Origin of the sequence: Arthrobacter sp. B2a2-09, from assembly GCF_027587375.1 — a bacterium.
Lineage (GTDB): Bacteria > Actinomycetota > Actinomycetes > Actinomycetales > Micrococcaceae > Arthrobacter.
Genome location: NZ_JAMXIC010000084.1, coordinates 1 through 546 on the forward strand (window position 1 = coordinate 1; position 546 = coordinate 546).

The 546-nt window shown below is 66.1% G+C and carries 1 protein-coding gene; it reads right to left on the minus strand.

Translation table 11 applies throughout. From position 1 onward, the window contains the following. Positions 1-546 (minus strand): circularly permuted type 2 ATP-grasp protein (locus NFJ07_RS25625; RefSeq protein WP_269998921.1); only part of this gene is annotated, 546 nt, incomplete at both ends.

Below are 546 nucleotides of genomic sequence, written 5' to 3' on the forward strand. Positions count from 1 at the left end.
CTTGTAAATCACATCCACCCGCTGCTCACCGGCCGTGGTGCGCATGTATACCCGGTTTCCACGGCAGATCAGGTCCCGGCCCTCGACCAGCTCAACACCCATCAACCCGGCCAACAAGGTGTGTTCAAAGTAGGCGCTGTTGAACACCCCGGGGGTCAAAACCACCACCGTGGGGTCATCCACCCCCGACGGCGCCGTCTTCCGCAATGCCGACAGCAAGCGGCGCGGGTATTCCTCGACCGGACGGATGTGCTGCTGCCCGAACGCCTCCGGCAAACCCTTCGCCATCGCCCGCCGGTTCTCCAACACGTAGGACACCCCGGAAGGCACCCGGACGTTGTCCTCCAGCACCCGGAACGTGCCCGCCGCATCGCGGACCACGTCGATACCGGACACGTGCACCCGCACCCCGCCTGCCGGCTCGAAACCATGCACCGCCCGGTGGAAATGCGCACTCGTGGTCACCAACGCCCGCGGCACCACACCGTCCGCGACCACCGCCATCCGCCCGTAGACATCATCCAGGAAAGCCTCCAAGGCGCGGAC